At 32.0% G+C, this 20,113-nt stretch carries 17 protein-coding genes, 3 tRNA genes and 2 pseudogenes; 12 read left to right on the forward strand and 10 right to left on the reverse strand.

What is annotated here, in order from left to right:
* Position 1 precedes the first annotated feature (1 nt).
* From motB to cspE, 6 genes and pseudogenes are all read right to left on the reverse strand, one after another.
* The gene (gene motB / locus H1X92_RS14940) at positions 2-964 is read right to left on the reverse strand and encodes a flagellar motor protein MotB (protein ID WP_180560884.1); all 963 of its coding nucleotides are present in this window, start codon (positions 962-964) and stop codon (positions 2-4) included.
* A gap of 2 nt (positions 965-966) precedes the next feature.
* The gene (motA, locus tag H1X92_RS14945; protein WP_180560885.1) at positions 967-1,860 is read right to left on the reverse strand and encodes a flagellar motor stator protein MotA; all 894 of its coding nucleotides are present in this window, start codon (positions 1,858-1,860) and stop codon (positions 967-969) included.
* A gap of 122 nt (positions 1,861-1,982) precedes the next feature.
* Positions 1,983-2,552 (reverse strand): annotated as a pseudogene (gene flhC / locus H1X92_RS14950) (flagellar transcriptional regulator FlhC).
* 2 nt (positions 2,553-2,554) lie between these two features.
* Complete coding sequence (gene flhD / locus H1X92_RS14955) at positions 2,555-2,902, reverse strand: flagellar transcriptional regulator FlhD (protein WP_180560886.1); 348 nt, start codon at positions 2,900-2,902, stop codon at positions 2,555-2,557.
* A gap of 1,029 nt (positions 2,903-3,931) precedes the next feature.
* Complete coding sequence (gene dsrB, locus H1X92_RS14960; RefSeq protein ID WP_180560887.1) at positions 3,932-4,126, reverse strand: protein DsrB; 195 nt, start codon at positions 4,124-4,126, stop codon at positions 3,932-3,934.
* Positions 4,127-4,212: 86 nt separating this feature from the next.
* On the reverse strand, positions 4,213-4,425 hold the full coding sequence (gene cspE / locus H1X92_RS14965; protein WP_026823671.1) for a transcription antiterminator/RNA stability regulator CspE: 213 nt from the start codon (positions 4,423-4,425) through the stop codon (positions 4,213-4,215).
* A gap of 475 nt (positions 4,426-4,900) precedes the next feature.
* Here cspE and H1X92_RS14970 point away from each other — a divergent pair, with 475 nt between their 5' ends.
* The 9 genes from H1X92_RS14970 to msrA all read left to right on the forward strand — a co-directional run bounded on the left by H1X92_RS14970 (position 4,901) and on the right by msrA (position 12,754).
* Positions 4,901-5,386 (forward strand): YlaC family protein, encoded by a 486-nt coding sequence (locus H1X92_RS14970; RefSeq protein ID WP_180560888.1) that lies wholly within the window; start codon positions 4,901-4,903, stop codon positions 5,384-5,386.
* Between the two features lie 151 nt (positions 5,387-5,537).
* Positions 5,538-5,613: transfer RNA gene (locus tag H1X92_RS14975), tRNA-Asn, on the forward strand.
* A gap of 287 nt (positions 5,614-5,900) precedes the next feature.
* Positions 5,901-5,976, forward strand: a tRNA-Asn gene (locus tag H1X92_RS14980).
* A gap of 201 nt (positions 5,977-6,177) precedes the next feature.
* Positions 6,178-6,253, forward strand: a tRNA-Asn gene (locus H1X92_RS14985).
* A 168-nt stretch (positions 6,254-6,421) separates the two neighbouring features.
* Positions 6,422-7,471, forward strand: coding sequence for a dihydroorotase (pyrC, locus tag H1X92_RS14990; RefSeq protein ID WP_180560889.1), 1,050 nt, complete (start codon positions 6,422-6,424; stop codon positions 7,469-7,471).
* A gap of 477 nt (positions 7,472-7,948) precedes the next feature.
* Positions 7,949-8,548, forward strand: a complete 600-nt coding sequence (locus H1X92_RS14995) for a LuxR C-terminal-related transcriptional regulator (RefSeq protein ID WP_180560890.1) — start codon at positions 7,949-7,951, stop codon at positions 8,546-8,548.
* Between the two features lie 400 nt (positions 8,549-8,948).
* On the forward strand, positions 8,949-9,893 hold the full coding sequence (locus tag H1X92_RS15000) for a Kdo(2)-lipid IV(A) acyltransferase (RefSeq protein WP_180560891.1): 945 nt from the start codon (positions 8,949-8,951) through the stop codon (positions 9,891-9,893).
* A 507-nt stretch (positions 9,894-10,400) separates the two neighbouring features.
* Positions 10,401-11,927 (forward strand): peptide MFS transporter, encoded by a 1,527-nt coding sequence (locus tag H1X92_RS15005; RefSeq protein ID WP_180560892.1) that lies wholly within the window; start codon positions 10,401-10,403, stop codon positions 11,925-11,927.
* 296 nt (positions 11,928-12,223) lie between these two features.
* On the forward strand, positions 12,224-12,754 hold the full coding sequence (gene msrA, locus H1X92_RS15010; protein WP_180560893.1) for a peptide-methionine (S)-S-oxide reductase MsrA: 531 nt from the start codon (positions 12,224-12,226) through the stop codon (positions 12,752-12,754).
* Between the two features lie 212 nt (positions 12,755-12,966).
* Here msrA and H1X92_RS15015 read toward each other — a convergent pair whose 3' ends face one another.
* From H1X92_RS15015 to H1X92_RS15030, 4 genes and pseudogenes are all read right to left on the reverse strand, one after another.
* The gene (locus tag H1X92_RS15015) at positions 12,967-13,362 is read right to left on the reverse strand and encodes a hypothetical protein (protein WP_180560894.1); all 396 of its coding nucleotides are present in this window, start codon (positions 13,360-13,362) and stop codon (positions 12,967-12,969) included.
* Between the two features lie 307 nt (positions 13,363-13,669).
* Positions 13,670-14,101 (reverse strand): annotated as a pseudogene (locus H1X92_RS15975) (DUF3757 domain-containing protein).
* Between the two features lie 679 nt (positions 14,102-14,780).
* Positions 14,781-16,043 carry a bifunctional glucose-1-phosphatase/inositol phosphatase gene (agp, locus tag H1X92_RS15025; protein ID WP_180560895.1) on the reverse strand — a complete coding sequence of 421 codons (1,263 nt, stop codon included), beginning with the start codon at positions 16,041-16,043 and terminating at the stop codon, positions 14,781-14,783.
* Positions 16,044-17,716: 1,673 nt separating this feature from the next.
* On the reverse strand, positions 17,717-18,085 hold the full coding sequence (locus H1X92_RS15030) for a YcgJ family protein (RefSeq protein ID WP_233458172.1): 369 nt from the start codon (positions 18,083-18,085) through the stop codon (positions 17,717-17,719).
* Positions 18,086-18,812: 727 nt separating this feature from the next.
* On the opposite strand from H1X92_RS15030, the gene H1X92_RS15035 reads away from it, so the two are divergent.
* From H1X92_RS15035 to H1X92_RS15045, 3 genes are read left to right on the forward strand one after another with little or no spacing between them, the layout of a single operon-like run.
* On the forward strand, positions 18,813-18,971 hold the full coding sequence (locus H1X92_RS15035) for a hypothetical protein (RefSeq protein ID WP_180560896.1): 159 nt from the start codon (positions 18,813-18,815) through the stop codon (positions 18,969-18,971).
* The gene (locus tag H1X92_RS15040; protein ID WP_180560897.1) at positions 18,952-19,800 is read left to right on the forward strand and encodes a glycosyltransferase; all 849 of its coding nucleotides are present in this window, start codon (positions 18,952-18,954) and stop codon (positions 19,798-19,800) included. Before H1X92_RS15035 ends, H1X92_RS15040 begins: the two co-directional genes overlap by 20 nt.
* On the forward strand, positions 19,781-19,936 hold the full coding sequence (locus H1X92_RS15045) for a hypothetical protein (protein WP_180560898.1): 156 nt from the start codon (positions 19,781-19,783) through the stop codon (positions 19,934-19,936). The genes H1X92_RS15040 and H1X92_RS15045 overlap by 20 nt, the downstream gene beginning before the upstream one ends.
* The last annotated feature ends 177 nt before the right edge of the window (positions 19,937-20,113 follow it).

Raw genomic sequence — 20,113 nt, forward strand, 5'->3', positions numbered from 1 at the left:
GCTATTTATCCTTTGATTGTGCCAATATCACTTTGCTATGGTCGGTAGGTAATACTGCTGTTGGTACTAAAGATGGTGTTAACGGACTCTCTACTTGTTCGCTATTTTGTTCGCCAATTTCTTTTGTCGGCTGAGGCCGCTGATTTTCGTGAATAATTGCAGCTTCACTCTCTTTGTTTAACACCAAAATACTAATTCGTCGATTAGCAGCGGCTGCGGGATTATTTTCTAATGGCACCGTTGAAGCCATACCAACAACACGCATAATTTTATGTTCATCCAAACCACCACTAATTAATGCCCGGCGCGAAGAGTTTGCCCTGTCCGCCGACAATTCCCAGTTGCTGTAACCATAGCCGCCTTTGGCATAAGCTGTACTATCGGTATGACCAGCCAGACTAATTTTATTGGGATAATCATTTAATACTGGTGCCAACACATACAGAATTTTTTGCATATTTTTATCAATTACCGCGCTGCCGCTAGCAAACATAGGCCGATTTTCGCCATCAATTATTTGTATCTGTAACCCCTCATCCATTAAATCAATTAGCAAATTAGGTTTTAGATCCTGTAAGCGCGGATCATTCATAATCAATAATTCAAGATCCTGTTGTAATTTTTTAAAACGATCTTGTTCCGTCTCTGGCAGTTGGTTGGGCTCTTTGGGTATCGTATCACCCTCACGATAAATAATGTCTTTGCCGCCACCCGGTATAATATTCGTGACATCACCACTTTTAGGGCCCTTATTTAATGAAACCTTAAGCGGTGTACGAAAATAATCAGCAATACGAATTAACTCTTGCGGGCTGGAAATGGATAAAATCCACATAACTAAAAAGAAAGCCATCATGGCAGTCATAAAATCCGCATAAGCGATTTTCCAGGAGCCGCCATGATAATAACTGGATTTCTTACGCCGTTTTTTCTTGATAATGATGGTCGATTTTGCTGTTTTCATAATCAATCATCTTCAACATGAGGAGAATTAGTATTAGTCGGATTTTTCATGCTACGCACATGATCCTCTAATTCATTAAAAGAGAGTCTATCATCTAAAAATAGCGTTTTACGGCCAAATTCTACTGCAATTTGTGGTGCATAACCGCTAATGGATGATAGTAAAGTGACTTTAATACATTCCATCATCTTAATTTGTTGATGGCTCTTTTGTCGCACCAAATTAGCTAATGGTGAAATAAAACCGTATGAAAGTAGAATACCCAAAAAAGTTCCTACCATCGCATTACCAATTAATATTCCCATCTCACCTGCGGGTCTATCGGCAGAAGCCAGGGCATGCACTACGCCCATTACCGCAGCAACAATACCAAAAGCCGGCAATGAGTCACCTAACATACTCAAACTAACTGCAGGGACTTCAGCCTCTTGCTCAAAAGTGGCAATTTCTTCATCCATTAATGCTTCAATTTCATGCGCATTCATATTGCCAGTGATCATCAATCGCATATAGTCAGTTAAAAAACTCATTAAATGCGGATCACTTAGTAACTTTGGATATTGAGAAAAAATGTCACTCTGTTCCGGATCTTCAATATCGCGTTCTAACGATAATACCCCCGCTTGACGCGACTTTGTCAATAGGCGAAATTGTAGCGCCATGAGATCCATATAAATTGATTTATTATAGCGGGAGCTTGTAAGTAACCTTGGCAACACCCTTAATGTTGATTTAATCGCTTTACCATTATTAGCTACAATAAAACCGCCTAAACCAGCACCAAATATAATTAAAAACTCTGCGGGTTGATATAGAGCAGATAAGTGCCCCACGACAAGTAAATAACCACCTAATACTGCTCCAATAACAACAAGATAGCCTAAGAATACAAGCACTTGATATTCCCTTTATTGATGATGATGAACTAGAGATCTGTATTCAAAGCTAGCATACCGACCGATAAGAGCTATGGTAAACCTAAACCATAACTCTCTATTTTATTAGTACAGTAAGTATGCTACTGAATTTGCCCCAATACCTGAGGATGAATATCGGCAAATTGACAAGAATGTTTACGTTTTTTAATCACCCTTGAAGGTGGCTGGCATAAACTACAGGCAAAACTATTCACCGGTTGATGAGCATGAGTAATAAAAGTTCCACCACAGCAGCGACAAGTTGATGGTTGCAACATACCACTATCAACAAACCGAACTAACGTCCACGCTCTTGTCAAAGCAAGTATGGGTGGGTTACTTGGCTCGGTGCCGCATTGTTCCAGATACAAACGATAAGCCTGTACGACGGCGTTTATTCCTCAATAATAACCACTAGTTAATAAAAAGCGATAAGCATTATAAAACATAGAAGAGTGAATATTTTGTTCCCAAGTCATAAACCAGTCGGTTGAGAATGGCAACATACCCTTAGGTGGTGGATTGCCGCGTAATTCTTTATATAATTTAATTAATCTCCCTCGGCTTAGTTGAGTTTCACTTTCCAACATTTGAAGACGTGCACCTAAATTAATTAAATCTATAGCTAAATGAATATCTTTTGCTTCTTGAACAATACTTTTACTCGCCATAATTATGCCCTTCTTTTTATCGATTTATCATTTTCCGATAATTGTTGGAACAAATGAGTTGATAACAAAATTCCTGTGTGAATTTGTTGTAGATCATCAACACGAGATTCTTTAGTTAATTGTTCAATCGTTTCACTATTTTTAAATCTAAAATTACAGATTAATTGGTTAGTCTCTGCTAATTTAACTAACTGTGGTAATGTCAAGCTGATCAATGAATCAGCTGTTTCCTCGGTGATACCTAATCGAAACATAGCGGAAGCTTTTTCTTCCTTAATAAGACGTTGTGCAAGTAATAAATAAGAAAGATTAATATCGTAAATTTGCTTCAATAAATCTGCTGTGTTCATATTTTTATACTCACTTATTGTATTTAATTAAAATTCGCTGGTGTTAGGCTATAAAAGTACTTACCATTAATGATATTAATGGGTTAAATTTCTTTTATCGTGGCACTAAAAATTGCTCTATAAATTTATCTCAAAACCAAAGTCTTATAGTCATAAGCGACTTCGATATTTTTCAATTTGAATAAAAATTCACACTCAATAACCAGAATACCTTACATGTTTATAGCTGATTCTTACGATTATTCAGTTGTGCTTAGGCTATTTAAATTTAAGGTTTTGTTATATCAAAAATAGCCGGCTTTTATTATTAAACTCAATATTAATTTTTTATTTACTCAGAAAAATAGAATAATAACCAAGGTTATTTTATTAATTTAGTCAATTAATAAACATTAAAATAACTATTAATTAGCAATATTTTGAACATAAAATACAATACAGGCAATAAATATAGAATTTAATACCACGTAAATGATAAAAATCAAAATAACATACAGACAAATAAACAAAAAACCACATTTATCAACGTAAATATTTTATTTTTAATTTGGTTTACATTAAAAACAAATAATAATTATTTTATCTATTCATATAAACGATTAATGATGAAAATACAAAAATAACTATATTATTCAATAAATTATAAAACAAAAAATTCTAATTTAATGAATTTTTGGGCAAAAAAATAATATTAGAGATCTTTAATATAAAAAAGTTACTTATTTTATGACAAAAAAATAGATTATTTTTTTATTGAAAACATCTGATAAAATAAAAACATATCTCAATATAGACATACTTATTTATAATTTAGAATGTATAAGATAAATAATAAAATGCATATTTTAAAAAATTTAAAATATAATATTAAAATAATAATTTTGTAGTAAACAATATCCTACTACATTGAGTTATAAATTATTTATTAAAACAATCAGCGAGTTACTTAGCTTAAAAATCATTTACTACAACAAGGATATTCAGTGCAGAAATGATCGCTCACTAAGTTATGAGGATTTTAATTTAAATTTATTCACTCTCTTTTGGCATCACATAAGTACCTGCACCTGCTGCGCTCTCATTAAAAAACCAAATACCTGTCGGATATTCAGGTAACTCAATTAAATACATTATTCCCTCATTAAAAGGCTCTATTAAGCGAATAATACCTTCCCGCATCTGGTCACCATCTGTTTTTACTAAAACGCTATCATTGATCTTCATAAGCTATACCACAAATTTTACGACAAAAATAAAGAAGCCTGCCGCTTGCGCGACAGGCTTCAAGAAATCCATTTATTTAACTAATCTTAAAGAGCAGTTACATTCGCTGCAGCTGGGCCTTTCGAACCATCTTCAATGGTAAATTCTACATTTTGCCCTTCAGCCAGAGTTTTGAATCCATTTCCTTGAATGGCAGAGAAGTGAACGAATACATCTTTGCTACCATCAGATGGAGTGATGAAACCAAAGCCTTTAGATTCGTTAAACCACTTCACTTGACCCTTCATTTTGTCAGACATGTGCCTTTTCCTATATAACAAATAAACATTGCCGTTTTCGGCAGGTATACAAAAGCCTACATCACTATTTAATTCATGGAAGCACTCAGCAAGAAACGGTCGAAAGGCTATCAAGGATAACGCTACTCATAACACATTAACTTAAATGTCGTAAATAAAATAGATCTGTTTATTAGGCTTCCTCCCATTAACGCACGAGTAGTTAATAATATCAATAGTTTTATGCTTTTGTTTAAGAAAAAAATCGAATTTTTTCAAGAATATTCTTCGTTAACCCAGTAAATTAATAAAAAAATCAAAATGATCTAAATAAATTCATAAATATAAATTTTTTTTCTGTTTGGGACAATTCCTAATCAATAAAGATTTTGCTTAAATAAAGAGAAAAACGGTAATGTCGATAACTCAAGCAATTTTATATGCTAGTCTCAAAGCTTAGATTCATCTATAAATCTAATCAATTAAGGTAAATATCATGGATATGATAAAAGTAATCCTGAATGAAAATCTCTGCCAAATAAACAAACAGCAAAACCGTAATAATAGACCTTATTTAAATTGGCAGTTCATTACTACTCATCCCTACCTTTGTATAGGAATGATCATCGCTTACTTGCTAACAGCAATTCTAATCTATTACACACCCTACTTTGGGTTATATTGGACAATCGGCTTCACACTATTTTTCCTGCTATTGGCCGCAGTATTGCTGTTTGATATCAAACCAACATACCGTTTTAAAGATATTGGAATACTGGATTTACGGGTATGTTACAATGGTGAATGGTTTGTTACTGAAGAAGTATCAGATGTAGCTATAAAAAAAATACTTGCTGAACCAACTATCAATGATGCCATCAAAACCGAACTAAAACGGCTTATCAAACAAAAAAACAAAATAACATTTTATGATGTATATCTACTTGCATACTCGCCTAATTCAATAAAAAAACACGCATAAATCATTAGAAATCATATAATATTCAGATAAATAGCTTATTTTTAACTCAATGTGATTAAAGTACAAACAAACAGTAAAAATATTATATTTTTAACATTGACAGTGGTCTAGGACATCGTTAGTATGCTGCCAGCTTTTTAGCTCACTCAATTCCTCCATAGTTCAGTCGGTAGAACGGCGGACTGTTAATCCGTATGTCACTGGTTCGAGCCCAGTTGGAGGAGCCAAATACTAAAAGCCCGCAATCATGCGGGCTTTTAGTATTTGCTTAAAATGTCCATCAATTATGCCATAACAAAATTTGCTTTTTAGTCCATTTCTTTTAGCCAATGCAAAATAAGCCTCTCGATTTGGTCAATTTTTAAAAATTTTACAATAGAAAATTGTTTTTTTTAATTCAGCAATCCTCTTTCTTGATTACCTTATAACCAAACAGTGATTATTTTCATTTTTACACTTTACAACTAAGATAAGCCTCGCTATTATTCGGCTCGTTGTGAAGCACGCGACCCATTCCTCCATAGTTCAGTTGGTAGAACGGCGGACTGTTAATCCGTATGTCACTGGTTCGAGCCCAGTTGGAGGAGCCAAATTTCAGTAAACCTGCCCAACTGGCAGGTTTTTTGTTTTCAATAGCAAATTAAATATATTAAAAATCAAGCTACATGCCTTACCACCAAGTAACCTCTCGCTAGCCAGCAAGTTACCATATAGAAAGTTTTAAATAACTCCTTTTGGTCTTTGACAAATTAACTTTCTGTCGATAACATTCACTGCACATCAAATGTTATTCCTCCATAGTTCAGTTGGTAGAACGGCGGGCTGTTAATCCGTATGTCACTGGTTCGAGTCCAGTTGGAGGAGCCAACCCCTTTCAACTTATACTTTTGTTATCACTTTTATAACTTATTCGTTTGATGCCAGATTAATCTGCTTTTTAGTATAGCTATTTTATTTTTTTCACTTTATCATCCCTATCTAACATGCTCACAACTCATCTTTTTCATTATCTACTTTTAAGATGGAGTCAATTTCATGACCCAAATCACGACTACTATTAAAATTCGCCGCCCAGACGACTGGCATGTTCATTTTAGAGATGATGATATATTAAAACTTGTTGTGCCTTATACTAGCCGATTTTTTGGCCGAGCAATTGTTATGCCAAACTTGGTACCGCCAATTACTGATATTAATCAAGCAAAATCTTATCGTGAAAGGATCTTGCATGCGACTCCTGAAGAACATCCATTTACACCATTAATGACCTGCTACCTAACGGATACCACTGACGCCAAAATAGTTGAAGAAGGCTTTAAGCAAAGAGTATTTACTGCCTGTAAACTTTATCCTGCCAACGCAACAACTAACTCTAACTATGGGATATCAAAGATAGAAAATATTTATTCCGTTTTTGCCATAATGGAAAAAATAGGTATACCACTCTTAGTACACGGTGAAGTTACAAGCAGTGACATTGATATTTTTGATCGTGAAGCCTATTTTATTGAGCAAACGTTAGAGCCTATTAGAAAAGATTTTCCTAGCCTAAAAATTGTGTTTGAACACATTACCACTAAAGAGGCCGTTCAATATGTACTTGCTGGTAATGACAACCTGGCTGCTACCATTACACCACAACATTTAATGTTTAATAGAAATCATATGTTAGTTGGTGGCATCAAGCCTCATTTATATTGTTTACCTGTTCTGAAGCGCGACATCCATCAAAAAGCATTACGAGAAGCAATAACAACGAGTTGTCAGCGCTTTTTCCTTGGCACTGATACCGCACCCCATACCCAAAATAGAAAAGAGTCTGCCTGTGGCTGTGCTGGTGTTTTTAATGCGCCTACTGCCCTTGCAGCTTATGCTACCGTTTTTGATGAAATGAATGCGTTGGAAAATTTTGAAGCATTTTGTTCATTAAACGGTGCTAAATTTTATGGCTTACCCATTAATGAAGGGTTTATTGAACTTAAACGTAAAACAGTTATTATTGCTGACAAAATTTCCCAAGGTGAAAATCATTTAATTCCTTTTTTAGCAAATGAAAACGCTAATTGGGAAATCAATGTTCTATAATTCTCTACGATAAAGTTGCCATAGCCGTGGTCGATTATTAGTCTCACAACCACGGTTTTCTTTCATCCTAAGATTTGTACTTAAAAAATCATTATTTCATTTAAAATAACATTGTTATATAAGTTTATTTTGCGAACAATATATTATTTATGATCAATAACACTTCAGGCATTGGTTAATCTTTTTAGTCATAAAATTTATAAAAAATAAACAATAAAACCAATAACAATCCAGAAAGATAATGGATATACTTTCTGAAAAGCGTTATTAATAAAACTAAATTATATAAATAAACTAAATCAATTCATAAAGAATATTAAGCTAATATGGGTATTCAATTAAATACTTACTATGATATTTTAATTATATAACAGTAAGATATTTACAAATTTTTATCGCTATTTTTTATTGCACTTATGGTAAGTAGTCCATAAGAAATTTATTGTTTATCTATTATTTAGACAAGGATGTTTTGTAATGAAAGTTTTAATTATTGACGAGTGTTATTATACAAGATTAGGCATCAGTGAATATTTATCAAAAATCAATAAACTTCAGTTTATTAGTCAAGATAGTATTAAGTCTGCCATAAATCATATTAATAATTTTTCTCCTGATGTTGTTTTAGCCAATTTAACCCATTATTGTCACCATGCTGAGTATTGTAATCAACTACAAGCATTTATTGAAAAACTACACAATGTGCGTTTCTATATTTATCTCGACTCTCCTTACCCCTTTACAAATCGACCCATTTTACTAAAAAACCAATGTTTTATTATGTCGAAAAAAATATTAAATTACGTATTAGAACGCTTAATAGAAACTAATAGTATATTAAAAAATATCACTTATTTATCAAATGACAATGCATCAATTTTTAGTTATCAAGAGCAAAAAATTATCAAAAATTGGATGAATGCAGTACCTAATCATGTTATTGCTAGAAAACTTGGGATTAGTAATAGTACGGTTTATTCCCATAAAAGGCACATTACTAAAAAAATTTTTGTTAATAATCGAATTGAGTTTTTTTTTGTTTATAATATTTTTAAATATATTTATTCAAATGATTAAAATATTTCCTATTTATAGAAAGTAACTTAATTATATTATAAATAATATAATTAATTTTATTCTCAATTTATAGCAATTTTCCTGCTTTCCATTTCTTTAAAATGAGTACGACCCATCATTCTCGTGCTCACTATCCTTTTATTTCATTTACACTTGATATGCCTGATAAAATACCTCGATATACCTTCTTCAATAAATGATCACCAACTATTGACAACAAAGATCATATAAAATAGCAGTACTTCAGCTCCACCAGTGAAAACTGTATAACAAACCCCAAGTTAAGCAAGCCATGAATAAGAACTAAATGGTGATTAAATATCCAGTTAAAGTTTTAGCTTTGCTAAAAAAGTGTCACAATAGATAATACTAATATTAATACTAACTAAACAGAACGCAGATGATAAAAGTATCTCCTTTTAAAATTTCATATTTACATCCCCAATATTGGTTAACATGGCTAGGAATTGGGCTGCTTTATTTACTGGTTTTACTACCTTATCCTGTAATCTATTGGCTGGGAACTCGACTTGGACGCTTATCAAAATACTTTCTAAAAAAACGCCTACTGATTGCAAAACGTAATTTGGAACTCTGCTTTCCTACCATGAGTGCACAGCAACGCCAACAAATAATCAATAAAAATTTTGAATCAGTGGGTATGGGAATATTTGAAACGGGTATGGCTTGGTTCTGGTCTGATAAACGAGTAAAACGCTGGTTTACAATTAAGGGTCAGCATAATATTGAAAAAGTTCAGTTGGCAGGGCAAGGGATCATCGTAATAGGAATTCATTTTCTAACACTCGAATTAGGCGCGCGTATCTTTGGTATATTAAATCCTGGTATTGGTGTTTATCGCCCAAACGACAATCCAGTGATGGATTGGTTGCAAACCCAGGGACGGTTGCGCTCTAATAAATTCATGCTTGATCGCAAAGATATAAAAGGCATGATACGTAACCTTAAACAAGGAGAAATTTTATGGTATGCGCCAGATCACGATTATGGCCCCAAAAAAAGTGTTTTTGTGCCTTTTTTTGCAGTTAAACATACCGCTACCACCATAGGCACCCATATTCTGGCAAAGCTTGCTGATCCAGCCATGATACCTTTTACTCCCAAACGGTTAGCTAACGCTAAAGGTTATGAATTACTCATTCAACCAGCAATAACCCATTTCCCACAACAGGATGAAATTACTACTGCAACTTTTATGAATAAACTGATTGAGGAAGAGATTATGCAAGCACCTGAGCAATACATGTGGTTACATCGTCGATTCAAAACCAGGCCTGCAGGCATGCCATCACTTTATGGTGATCTTGATAATATACATGATTAACTACTGGCAGTGACTGTATCGTCAAAACCAGTCACTAAACTTAACTAGGCGATCTTTTTCACTAATTAGCTATTATTAAATAAACTATCGATTAAATGCTAAAGAATCACGCAAATATGTGATGAAATGATAGCTTTATTAATTTTTTTACTTCAAGTTAAACTTATTAACCACAATACCATAACAATCAGAAAATAACAGACTATCTTATTGTTTTACATGATTTTTATATTTAACAATAATTAAATTTAAAAAATAATAGTAACTATTTTTTCTGTTTTTAGTCCGTCGAAGGTAGGGAAAATAATATTTTTGTCGACTTTTTGATGAAAAATGGTTTAAATAAAAGTAATTATAGTTTTCTAATAATATGATAGAAAAATAATATTGCACGATATTAGATTAGCAACGATATTTGAACTGAAAAAGATAATATTTATAACCGAAAACTAATATTTTTTAACTTTTATAATTTCACTGGTAGAGTTATTGATGGGGAATATTTAGATGCAACGCACTGTAACAAAAACTAAAACTTTCTTTGGTCATCCCTATCCACTGAGTTCTCTCTTCTTAACTGAGATGTGGGAGCGTTTTTCATTTTACGGCGTGCGGCCACTGCTGATCCTCTTTATGAGCGCAACCTTATTGCAAGGAGGAATGGGATTAACAATCGAGCAAGCATCAGCTATCGTGGGTATTTTTGCAGGTGGCGTTTATATTACTTCACTCCCTGGAGGATGGTTAGCTGATAACTGGTTGGGACAACGTAAAGCGGTTTGGTATGGATCACTGATTATTGCATTAGGCCATCTTTCTATCGCGTTGTCTGCCATCTGGGGTAATAGTCTATTTTTTATCGGATTATTATTCATTGTATTGGGAACTGGTTTATTTAAAACCTGTATTACTGTTATGGTTGGTACTCTGTATAGAAAAGATGATACTCGGCGTGATGGCGGATTTTCACTGTTCTATATGGGAATTAACATGGGCTCATTTATTGCACCGTTAATTATTGGCCCACTTTATGAAAAATATGGCTGGCATATCGGCTTTGGCCTGGGTGGAATTGGTATGCTGATTGCACTCCTTATCTTCCGATTTTATGCTGTCCCACAAATGCGTCGCTATAGTAAAGAAACAGGCATTGCTGCTAGTTGGGAGCAACCAACAGTAAAGCGTAAAAACGTCGGTAAATGGATCACATTAGCAATGGTATTGTTAGCTGCTATCGTGATACTTATTGCAACAGATATTGTGCCATTTAATGCCACCCTTGTGGCCAAAAGTTTTGCTTATATCATTGCCACTTTTGTTAGCCTCTATTTTATTTACATGTTTTTCTTGACGGGTTTAAATCAAAATGAACGGATGCGTTTGTTAGTCTGCCTTATCTTACTTATTTCAGCGACATTTTTCTGGTCAGCCTTTGAGCAAAAACCGACCTCATTTAACATTTTCGCTCGTGATTATACTGATCGCTATCTTACTAATGGCTTTGAAATTCCAACCATATGGTTTCAAGCAATTAATGCGCTGTTCATCATCATTCTTGCTCCGCTATTCAGTTGGCTATGGCCAACGATGGCTAAGCGCAATATAAATCTGACAAGTACCACAAAATTTGTTATTGGCATCTTATTTGCTGCCGCTGGCTTTGCCATTATGATGGTAGCCGCAAATATAGTTATTACGCATAATATCATTGTTTCTCCCGTTTGGTTGATCAGCAGTATGCTACTATTAACTTTAGGTGAATTATGCTTAAGTCCAATTGGACTAGCAACAATGACACTATTGGCACCTAAAAAAATGCGCGGACAAGTCATGGGTCTTTGGTTTTGTGCCAGTGCGTTAGGTAATCTGGTTGCAGGAATTATGGCCGGAAATATCAATAAAGAACAATTACAGTCTATGCCAAGCCTCTTTTCCCAGGTTGCTATTGCATTAATAATTTGCGCTGCGGTGTTGGCAATCTTAATTATTCCGATCAGGAAAATGCTGCAGAACGCTAATCAACAAACAAGTTAGGCCAAATAATTAATTTCTTCCCCTTAGTAAAAATTAAGGGGATCTATTAGTAAAATATTGTTACAAAAGTTCACTTCTCAATATAGTGCTATTAATATCGAACAAGAAGCAAAATTTAACCAATTTTTCATCATCAAAATAATAAGCTAATCATTAGCATGGCCAACAATAGCAGGTTATATTACAGTATAAATGAGCCCCAAGCGGCTCATCTAACATAACAAAACAGCTATCAACATTTTGATAAATCGTATTTATTGATGCTCACGCTATTACAAGTTTAAAAGGCAATCACGATGACAATTGAATATGCAGTGATTAGTGGTGGATGTTTTTGGTGTACCGAAGCAATATTTAAAGAAGTAATTGGTGTAAAATCGGTAGAAAGCGGTTATAGCGGTGGAACGGTCGAAAACCCTACTTACGAACAGGTTTGTTCCGGTAAAACAGGGCATGCAGAAGCTATTCGCATCGCTTTTGATCCACAACAAGTAAGCTATGATGAATTGCTAGCTATCCATTTCGCTACCCATGATCCAACACAGTTAAACCGACAAGGTAATGATATTGGTAGCCAATATCGTTCCGCTATTTTTTTCACCTCTGAGCAACAAAGGCAGGCTGCCGAAATGGCGGTAATCGATGCTCAAAAAAACCATACTGCACCAATAGTAACAACACTGGAGCTATTTAAAAAATGGTATCCGGCAGAAAAATATCATCAAAATTACTGGCAGAATGAAGGTCAACAGAACAGTTATTGTTTAGCCATAATCCCAGCCAAATTACAAAAACTACGCTCTCTGTTTGCCAAGCAGAGTCGATGACCATCATAAACAAACAGTCAACTTTTTACAAAAGAAATAATTAATTTAGCGTAAGAGACTTTGCTGCTATTTTTTAGCAACATTGACTCACTTTTTATAAACGCTTATTCATTTATTCGCTATTTATTATTAGATAAGAAAAATCACTAACATTGGCTAATTATTATTTTTTATCTTTTAAAAAAACCATTTTATGGTCTGCTATCTTAGTTTTACCCCCTTAAGCGATCATGCAGTTTTTTTAAATCACCTCTAGTTTTAACCTCCTTTTTTATAACATAATAGTTAATCTCATTATTCTTCATTTTATCAATTAGATCATCTAAATTTTTATCAACAATTTGCGTTTTAGGAGAATCATTGACCTCTTTTAAAAGTCTACTTATCGACATTCTTACTACATCCCTGCCATTATCTCTATTACTACGCCCATTATGCGCCAAGTCATAATCATCTGGCTGATAGTTACTAGCAGCACTATTTTTTACCCCAATAAACTTATCAGGTAATGCTGAAGTATGGCTAATATCACTCGCTGTTGTATTTATAGAACTGTCACTTAATAATCGTGTATAACCATGTTTAGAACCAATACCGAAATTATTCATATACTTCACCTAATAGAAATTAATTATTAATAAATATAATGAAAGCGAAAAATCTATCCTACTTCGTTTTAGGCTAAAACAAAAATTCGCTTAATAAAATATTTAGTCTATTTAAGCTAGCTTGATTTTTTAATAACACAGAAGCTCTTGGCTAAATTAAGAATAAAGGTTCCGCCGAATTAAAAAGATACCAGATAAGAGCAATAAGCAATAGCGGCTTACTATAAATTGATATTAGTTGCTTTGAACAAATTGAAGCAACTTTAAAGGGACAGAACCAAACAAAAATTATTTTTTAAGTGATATTTTATTGACGAATCGTAAACTTACAATTCTCTGGCGCGGTTTTTTCACATACTTTATAAATAAGTCCAAAAGGTCCAGCTTCTTCTTTCCATAAATTACCTACAGTTTGGATAGTAAAATCTTTTTCATTCTTTGGTGTTAAACGCATATCAAGGGTTTTATCAACACCAACACGATAAGTACAATACTAAAATTTTATAGGAGCCGACTGACTTTCCGTAATTGCAAGCCCCATTTCAAAAGATTGTACCGTAGTTTTTTCATCAATAATGCCTTGCAGCACGCCAAGCCACTCTCCATTTACTCCATTTGCGCGGAAAACACCATTACTACTTTCAATTTTATTTAATGCCGGACAATTTTCAGTGGCTTGAGATGTCAAAGAGAAGCCAATCAATGATGTTGCTATCGTGAGAGTTACTAATTTTTTCATGTCAAACGCTCCTTATTTATACATTTGTACAAACTACCATTTATATATTTACGTAGATCATGATTTGTATATTTACATAAATTATTATTTATATACTCATACAAGGTATTATTTGTATAACAAAAAATACATTAACACAAGATTATACTAAGTAAGAAATGACCTAATTAATTTACATTTACAACTGTTTTATAAAATATTCTATGGCATTAAAATAATTTAATGTTATTAAATTATTTATAACCGCTATTTTGTTAATAAAATAGTTATCTGTATTATTTTTCATTCTTTTTAACGTATAGATTATCGCGTCAAATAATATTATTTTTTTATGCCAATCTCTTACTGATTCTCTTAAGCGAATAAATCTAAAAACAAATGCTGCCAGCAGTCACAGCAAGAGTTGATTATTCAATTATTCATTGTTGAGGATTATACTTAACGCTAAAATTAGCTAGTAAAAAATAAAAGTTGAGGGATATCTGGTTAAAATACCTATTAAAGTAATAATAAAGCAATATTATCTTAGGTTAAGATAAATACTAATAATCAAATAATAAACTTTATAGTTAGCTAGAAAGAAAATAAAAAATTGCATTTTATAAAAAATAACGAGCAAAATATTTACTTTCTTGATGAACATTAATAAAGGCAGCGTTAATCGCGCCACCCTTCAATCCTACCTAATTAACAAAATTTCATCTTCTAATGCATGCTGCATGTTCTTTTCAAAGTCATTCCAATTACATAGACCATTCCCATCAATAGGGCAATTTTTTAGTGATAAAGTTACCTGTTTTAGAGGGTTATTCAATGTCAAGGCCGTACCATAACGCAATTGATTTACTGACGGATAAATATATTCAATTTTTAGATAGTCTTTATTAGTTTTCTTATTATGCCAACGCTGAAACACTAATTTTCCACCAATTGGCGTTTTTTCATATTGTTCAGGTAATTGATAAGGAGCGAAATCAAGAGCAGACATTACTGACGCGATATTTGAATCATGACCAAACATAATAAGCAATTTTGAGCCTTCAATTTTGCGCCGTTGAACAAAATGCAAGTCAATATATTTTAATAGAGGTTTAGCTATATTTTTAGCAACTATTTTAGTTGTAAATGCAACTGCATGATAGCCATTTTTAATTTTATTAAGTGTTTTCCATTGCTGTGGTGTATTAATTGTTCCCCACGCAACGTCTTTGTTAGCAAATCCTTCGTAATACTGAAGATCAAATACATCTACAGCATTGCTCGCTAATCCTAATGGGCCAAACACTAAGGGCTCTTTACCTGTACTAATAATCATCTTATTTGGGTAGCTAACCAGATCGCATAACTTATCTCTTTTACATAGCGTTGAATTCTTAAAATCCAAAATCGTTGAAACTTGTTTATAAGCTTCAGCTAAATCCAAATGTGCTAATTTTTCTTTCATAGCGCTTATGGCTTGCCGCTTAAATTCTATACTATTATCAGTGATAACTGGAGCAAAAATAGGATCGAACTCTCCTTCAGCCATATCAGCACGATAAAATGCTTTAACTATGCAATCAGGAAAAGCGCCGGAAATAAAAGATTGAGCTGAAGCAATAGTGCGTTGTTGGTTGTTTGCATAAACATAGACATTATTTGCATCTGAACATTCATCTTGACGCAATAGACCCATTCTTTCAAACCAAGACCTAAAGTAGCTACCTATATAAATCTCTAATTGGTGGCCTTTATTCGTAAGATCTCCATTGTTTGTATGCCAAATAGGCCAAGGTTTACTCGTTGCACGCTTTAATATATCTGCATATATGATAGGTGCTCTCAAATTATGCCTACTTAAAATTAAAACCTGTGTTAATTCATAATCTTGAAATTTTTCTACAGAATAAGTTACTGAGGGTGTTAAAATAAAAAGAAGGCATAACGTTAATATTTTTTTCATCTTTTTAACGCTCCTTTAAAGTTAATAATAATTCATTTTATTAATAAGATTTTATTTAAATGGAGTCAATTAAAAAATTTTATTTACAAAAAACACAGACACCTGTTGTTTTGATGAATATTTGTTAATTTATACATTAATTACATGAAATACAAGGGTATTTGGCACTACATATTTAGTAATGGATTTTTCTTATATTATTAATAAGAAATTTATTAGCGCCACATAATATTTATTTAACATTCTGTAACATTTCACATACCTTTAGCAAATAGATATTGTCGCAATAATAAGAATAATATACTAATTAAGGTAATATATTAGTGAAAAAAACTAAACCGATTATTTAACCACAGGCGAGGAATTATAAAAAAATCCCATATAATAATTATTGTTATTTAAGATAGGCATTTGCTATTATTAAATTTAACTTGGCATTACTACAAAAAAAAAGCCAGCATCGCCAAAATGACTGGCTCTAAACACACAAGGAAAATAATGTTTTTTATAAAATTACTTGTCTACTCTAATAAATAAGAGTAAAAATATCAGCATTTTAAAATAGTGTTTATTTCAACCAACTTATAGGCATATAAATTCTTTATCAATAGATAAAAGATTAGCGACTAAAATATAAGCAATAAAAAATATTACAAATAAACGTATTAAAATGATAAAATATTGAGTTCTAACTTAAATGAAAATTAATTAGTAAATCTCAATATTAACTCGGTTTTATTGAGTTGAATAACTTACATTCTCTATGAATAATAGATACCCTTCTCAAATCAACAAATCTTACGATAAAATTTTCTAATTAAATTCTCAAGTTGCTATTTTAGCAAGTAATAAATGACTAATTATTTTTTATACCTATGTACTATTTATTATTAATTTTTTACTAAAAAACGCTCATTTTGATCAATATCTAAAATATAATAAAATTAACAATCCCTAAAGTGTTGGCGCCAATAATGTCATAAAGAATAATAATGGTTAAAACTAAAGCAACTAATTATTGTTTAACCACTTTGATAAAAAATTATTTTATAGAATATCTATCCGTAACTTCTCTAATTATAGTAAGCATAAAGATACCAATAATCAGAAAAATCATAGCTCACAAAAACTAACGATTTAACACTAGTAACAATGTAGATAGCATTTTGTTTAAACGTGTTAGTAATACATTTTTCATTGCCCTCAAGTTCAGTAAAATTTAATACACCAAGTGATAGATATTAAAAGAAAATATAAATCTTAGTTAATGTTATCATTATAAATTAAACCAAAACAAAATTTATAGAATAAATCATACCTAAAATAGTCACATAAAAAAAATTGATATAAACGATCAATACTTGCATATATGATAGACTTAAGCTATTGTAATACAATTATCGATCGTTTATATCAATAATTTCCGCAATATTTATATTTAAATAAAAATTTCTATGATAATATTTTCCGTTTTAATATTAATACTTCTATTTTACAACTCTATAACCATAAAAATATCACAACTTACTTTAAAAGAGTAAGTGTTTTTTAATCAATAGAATGCCAAAAAAATAAGTAAATTTGGAGTTTAGAATATCGTTTAACATAATAGTAAAAAGCCATTTTTAATTATAAAAAAATAAATACAACCTATTAGCTACTTTTGCCGATTTTTAATTTCCAAATAATTTTTCTGTGTACTGCTGACATACATTGCTTCGTTGCCCTTTCCCATTAAAATATCTATCAACGTAGCATTTTTTATCCTTTATGTCGCAAAATACCCCATTATCAAATGTAAAGGCCGTTTTATCAAATAAACCTTGAGACAATAAGCGATTAGCTTGTTTTTTACCTAAATATTTTTCGGTTAAACTGACTGACACTCCTACAATACTATCAACACATATATATCTATCACATAGTACATTAGGTTGTGGTGAAATAAGCAATTTCGATGAGATAGCCAAACTAAAAGCTGAAAAGAAAAATAAAACGACGCTTAATAACAATAATATAAATTTATTCATAAAAATATTCATTATTTAACCCTTAACTAAAAAATAAATAAAGTATCCAATCCAAAACTTATCAAGCAATACTATAATCTCTATTTTACATTTTGCCGTATAAAATAAAAATAGACATTTTAAGCAACATAATAATTATTTAACATTAATAAAAAAATGTTATTGTAATTAACCTATTGAGTTTATGTAATTAAATTAGGTGTTAAGTATTAAATATCCTATGATAATAAAAGTAATGATTTAATTTTTTGTATAGCTATCGCATAAAATTTTTCAACAATTTTATATCAACTATCAATTGATTACATGATAATTATATTATAATTGTTATTCAATTATAATACTTGTCAAAATTTAGCAATATAGGCATCCATTATGCCCCAAAACAGTGTTAACATCATCATATCGCAATCTTTTACCTCTGCTATTTTTATGATCGTAAACAGATGACCATAAAATGTAGAAATGATCCTATAAAATTAAAATTGCAAAATAAGAGGAAAAATTACTATAAAAAAATACTACAATTAGTTAAAGTAAGCATGGTTAACACATTTTAATTAAATACTTCAATACAACAAAATTATAACATTAGAGACATAACTGTTTTATTGCAGATTACTAACTTATAGCGCTAAAGTTTTTGGCAAAATAACATAAAAATTAGAATATTATGTCATTTATTTTGTTAATCGAACAGCAAGTCAATTAACAAGCGGGCTAACTATCAGGGTATATTATGAATACATCCATTATCTATACCGAATCTTCGATGAATTTTGGTGGCCAAAAAGCTCAAGCTTTACTACAAATGAAAGGCTTAATACATCGAGGCTTTAACGTAACTTTAGCTTGCCATATCGACAGTCAAATTGCCCATGAAGCAAAAAAAAAATAACATTCCAATCCATCATGTTTCATTTACTAATAGTGCTCATCCCTCGTCAATCATACGCCTACGCAAACTACTTCGCCAACAGCAAACAATTTTAGCCGTTTGCCACAGTGGCCATGATGCGAATAATCTTGCCATCGCTGTAAAAACACTAGCGAAGAAACAACGACCATGTGTACTGAGACAAAAGACCTATCTGTCAGGTAAAATAAAAGCCTTCAGTATGAATTATTTATTCGATTATGTTATTGTCCCTAGCGAACCAATGCGGGAAACATTAATACAAAGTGGTTGTTTGTCACAAAAGGTTAAGGTTGTTCATCCTGGATTTGATTTTTCTAAAATGGTTGCGGAAAATCATACCCCTGTCGCTGATGATATTTTAACTTGGATAAATGAAGGAACAGCCCCAATCATAATTCAAGTTGGTATGCTAAGAGAAGAAAAAGGACATGATATTATTTTAGCCGCACTCGCCCAATTAAAGCGACAAGACCGTTTATTTCGTTATTCAATTATTGGCGATGGCGCTTGTAAGGCTAAATTACAGAAAGAAATTATCGACTATGATTTAGAATCTGAAACACTTCTCGCCGGTATTGTTTTTCCTTCTTCCTCCATATATTCCTACGCATCTTTAACTGTAATTCCTTCTACTAAAGAAGCATTTGGTATGGTAGCAGTTGAATCACTTTTTTTCGCTGTACCGGTCTTTGCTAGTAATGTGGGTGGGCTACCTGATATTATCCAAGATAAAAGTAATGGACTGTTATTGCCACCATCTGATATCAACAATTGGGTAGCCGCTATTGATGATTTTACAGCAACCTAAAAAATATCAAGAGATGGCTCAACGCGGACAACTTCAAGTAACCAAGAAATTTTCAATTGAATCATGCTTATTTCGTTTATTACAAATTGGCAAAGTGTCGGATATTAATTCAAACAATAAAACCAATCAGGAATGATAAATAACTAACTAAAGTCAGGTGTTGATAGATGAAAAAAAATCTGTTGCTGATAGATAATTTAACAAATGATGCTAATAATTAACTATATTTGTCTTCTAATCACACAAATAATTGGTGTTCACTCTTTTTCTCTAACTATTTGATTGATTAATAAAATCAACATTCGCACAACAT

This window comes from Arsenophonus endosymbiont of Apis mellifera (assembly GCF_903968575.1).
Taxonomy (GTDB): domain Bacteria; phylum Pseudomonadota; class Gammaproteobacteria; order Enterobacterales; family Enterobacteriaceae; genus Arsenophonus; species Arsenophonus apicola.

Coding starts and splice junctions, on each gene's coding strand:
- motB (WP_180560884.1), bottom strand. CDS start 964: ATGAAAACAGCAAAATCGACCATCATTATCAAGAAAAAACGGCGTAAG.
- flhD (WP_180560886.1), bottom strand. CDS start 2,902: ATGAACACAGCAGATTTATTGAAGCAAATTTACGATATTAATCTTTCT.
- dsrB (WP_180560887.1), bottom strand. CDS start 4,126: ATGAAGATCAATGATAGCGTTTTAGTAAAAACAGATGGTGACCAGATG.
- cspE (WP_026823671.1), bottom strand. CDS start 4,425: ATGTCTGACAAAATGAAGGGTCAAGTGAAGTGGTTTAACGAATCTAAA.
- H1X92_RS14970 (WP_180560888.1), top strand. CDS start 4,901: ATGGATATGATAAAAGTAATCCTGAATGAAAATCTCTGCCAAATAAAC.
- pyrC (WP_180560889.1), top strand. CDS start 6,422: ATGACCCAAATCACGACTACTATTAAAATTCGCCGCCCAGACGACTGG.
- H1X92_RS14995 (WP_180560890.1), top strand. CDS start 7,949: ATGAAAGTTTTAATTATTGACGAGTGTTATTATACAAGATTAGGCATC.
- H1X92_RS15000 (WP_180560891.1), top strand. CDS start 8,949: ATGATAAAAGTATCTCCTTTTAAAATTTCATATTTACATCCCCAATAT.
- H1X92_RS15005 (WP_180560892.1), top strand. CDS start 10,401: ATGCAACGCACTGTAACAAAAACTAAAACTTTCTTTGGTCATCCCTAT.
- msrA (WP_180560893.1), top strand. CDS start 12,224: ATGACAATTGAATATGCAGTGATTAGTGGTGGATGTTTTTGGTGTACC.
- H1X92_RS15015 (WP_180560894.1), bottom strand. CDS start 13,362: ATGAATAATTTCGGTATTGGTTCTAAACATGGTTATACACGATTATTA.
- agp (WP_180560895.1), bottom strand. CDS start 16,043: ATGAAAAAAATATTAACGTTATGCCTTCTTTTTATTTTAACACCCTCA.
- H1X92_RS15030 (WP_233458172.1), bottom strand. CDS start 18,085: ATGAATATTTTTATGAATAAATTTATATTATTGTTATTAAGCGTCGTT.
- H1X92_RS15035 (WP_180560896.1), top strand. CDS start 18,813: ATGAATACATCCATTATCTATACCGAATCTTCGATGAATTTTGGTGGC.
- H1X92_RS15040 (WP_180560897.1), top strand. CDS start 18,952: ATGAAGCAAAAAAAAAATAACATTCCAATCCATCATGTTTCATTTACT.
- H1X92_RS15045 (WP_180560898.1), top strand. CDS start 19,781: ATGATTTTACAGCAACCTAAAAAATATCAAGAGATGGCTCAACGCGGA.